Origin of the sequence: Chitinophaga sp., from assembly GCF_035564935.1 — a bacterium.
Lineage (GTDB): Bacteria > Bacteroidota > Bacteroidia > Chitinophagales > Chitinophagaceae > Chitinophaga.
On record NZ_DATMTE010000710.1, the window covers coordinates 1 to 2,059 of the forward strand.

3 protein-coding genes are annotated in these 2,059 nt (G+C 48.2%); 2 read left to right on the forward strand and 1 reads right to left on the reverse strand.

The features are described from left to right. On the forward strand, positions 1 to 180 hold a 180-nt coding region (locus VN105_RS18345), incomplete at its 5' end, for a hypothetical protein (protein ID WP_325642981.1). 34 nt (positions 181 to 214) lie between these two features. Next, on the forward strand, positions 215 to 1,732 hold the full coding sequence (locus tag VN105_RS18350) for a reverse transcriptase family protein (RefSeq protein ID WP_325642982.1): 1,518 nt from the start codon (positions 215 to 217) through the stop codon (positions 1,730 to 1,732). A 58-nt stretch (positions 1,733 to 1,790) separates the two neighbouring features. On the opposite strand, the gene VN105_RS18355 is transcribed toward VN105_RS18350, so the two are convergent. After that, positions 1,791 to 2,059 (reverse strand): hypothetical protein (locus VN105_RS18355; RefSeq protein WP_325642983.1); only part of this gene is annotated, 269 nt, incomplete at its 5' end.

The window sequence follows — 2,059 nt, forward strand, 5'->3', positions numbered from 1 at the left end:
GTAGGCCCCTCCCTGGAGTTGATTGATTTAGTCAATGGTTTGCACGAAGGCCTTTTCCTCTTTACAGAATTTTGTTTCCCCGTTTCAGCAAGGCCAAACTCCCGGCCACTTTCCACCTTCTTCCCGGTATATTTATTTAAAGGCATTGGTTTTTTTTATAAAGATGATTCCATTGTCTGAGTCATGAAACAGCATAAATACAAACATATTTATCATGTTCTTAACCCGTCAGCAACTGTACGATAAGATACGTGCATCCTCTAAAGAGGAATATATATTACAGGAAATGACGCGCCTGGGTTTCTGGGCCGAAAACGTTGCGCAGCCCTCACCGGCCGCTACCCTGATCCAGAAGGAGAACGAGGTGCGCCGGCAGCTGAATGACCTGCTCAATGAGCGGCAACGCTACCGCAATAAACGGGCAATGCTGGAAGACATGCGCAAAGCCCGCATGGCCAAAGCCAAACTGAAAAGAGAAGAAACCAAACAACGCCGCGAAACCGCCAGGAAAGAAAAGGCCGCCGCATGGGCCATCACCAGGCAACAGGAGATCGTGTATCTTGGTGAAGAAGTATCTGCCGGCCTAAATAAAAAAGTACCGGACGTAGCGCAACTGCAAAAGTTCGGATTGCCTGTATGGGCCGACGCCACTGCACTTGCGAACGCCATGGGCATCAGCATCGGTAAACTGAGGTACTTATCTTTTAACCGGAAAGTTGGGCATCATACCCATTACCAACGCTTCCAGATCCCAAAAAAATCCGGCGGTACCCGTACCATTTCTGCTCCCATGCCGCAGCTGAAAGCTGCACAGCACTGGATCCTGGAAAACATTCTCTATAAAATAGAGAATGATGAAGCTGCGCATGGTTTCGTGCCGGGTAAATCCATTGTTACCAACGCAGCGCCACATACCGGGCAGGATATCGTGATCAATATCGATCTGCGCGACTTCTTCCCATCCATCGCCTATAAACGCGTAAAAGGACTATTCTGTAAACTCGGGTATGCAGAACAGGTAGCTACCATACTGGCGCTGATTTGTACAGAACCCGAAGTAGATGAAGTACTGCTCGACGGCCGCAAATACTATGTGGCTAAAACAGCAAGACATCTCCCGCAGGGAGCCCCTACCAGTCCTGCTATCACCAACCTCATCTGCTATAAACTGGACCGGCGTTTTACCGGCCTGGCGGCAAAATACGGTTACGCCTATACGAGGTATGCCGATGATATGACCTTTTCTGCCAAAGGACCTGCGGCTGATAAAGCAGGGCAATTACTACGCGCAGTGAAAATGTTTGTAAAGGAAGAAGGATTCACCATCCATCCTGACAAATTGAAAATAATGCGTAAAGGCGATAAGCAGGAGGTAACCGGCATCGTGGTAAACGAAAAGCTGAGCCTGGACCGTACCACCCTGCGTAAATTCCGCGCACTGCTGCACCAGGTGGCAAAAACCGGTTTAGCTAACAAAAGCTGGGGCAAAGGAAAGAATATTATCAGCAGTATGGAAGGATATGCCAACTTTGTGCATATGGTGAAACCTGAACTGGGCATAAAGCTGAAAGCCACACTGGGCGCCTTGTTACAACGGGAGGATATAAAAGCAGAAGCCCGCGCGTTATGGACCGGCGACAGCTCCGCAAACAAAGCAGTAGCCGACTTTAAGCCGGAACCGCTTAATAAGCCTAATCCTTCCTCAGATAAACCCTGGTGGGACGTAGTATAATAACAGGCAGGCAAACATAAAAGCCCCGGGTACAACACAGTATCCGGGGCTTCTCTTTTTACAAGTTATATCCTATAGAAATATAGGCTTGTGTGCCAATAGTAGGGTTACCCCATGATTGAATATATTTCTTGTTCAGCAGGTTGGCGGCGCCCAGTTTAACCGTGGTTTTAGCCTTCGGGAAAAACTTGCTTACCATGGCGTCCAGTGTGCCGAAAGCAGGAATTTCGCTCAACCCCGCAGCATTTAAATTAGGTCCTACAAAGGAGGATTGCCAGATGAATGACTGCTGCCACTTCCATAAAATGTTAAAGGCAAAGTTGGAAT

What these genes read in the sequence shown, in the direction of transcription:
- VN105_RS18350 (WP_325642982.1), top strand. Translation starts at nt 215, where the DNA reads ATGTTCTTAACCCGTCAGCAACTGTACGATAAGATACGTGCATCCTCT.